Below are 460 nucleotides of genomic sequence, written 5' to 3'. Positions count from 1 at the left end.
CGAGTTCTAGGACGTAGTATTGAAGAACGCCCTGATTATGTTGATGACCGTTTAGAATTTGGACACTTTGAAATTGACACTGTAGTTGGTAAAAGGAATGGTCATGAGAGTGTTGTTCTTACGCTGACAGAGAGAAAAACTAGATTCGAAATAATGCGATTGATTGATGGTAGAGACGCTGACTCTGTGGACTATGCAATGGATGAAATAGCAGAATCATACGGAGATACCATTAAGTCTATTACTGCAGACAATGGCCCAGAGTTTGCTAATTTGGAAGATACAATGTCAGGAACGTGTGATGTTTATTTCACTCATCCATACACATCTAGTGAACGCGGTACTAATGAAGTTCATAATAGAATGATCCGTCGTGACTTGCCCAAAGGGCTGTCACTAGATAGTGTAAGTCCACAATCAATCTCACTCATTAACTCTCGTCTAAACAATCTACCTAGAA

General features: G+C 39.8%; 1 protein-coding gene. It reads left to right on the top strand.

Annotated features, from left to right (window positions below):
• On the top strand, positions 1–460 hold a 460-nt coding region (locus FC88_RS05865), incomplete at both ends, for an IS30 family transposase (protein ID WP_157060435.1).

The organism is Companilactobacillus futsaii JCM 17355 (genome assembly GCF_001435505.1).
Lineage (GTDB): Bacteria > Bacillota > Bacilli > Lactobacillales > Lactobacillaceae > Companilactobacillus > Companilactobacillus futsaii.
This window is presented reverse-complemented; position numbering and strand designations above follow the sequence as displayed.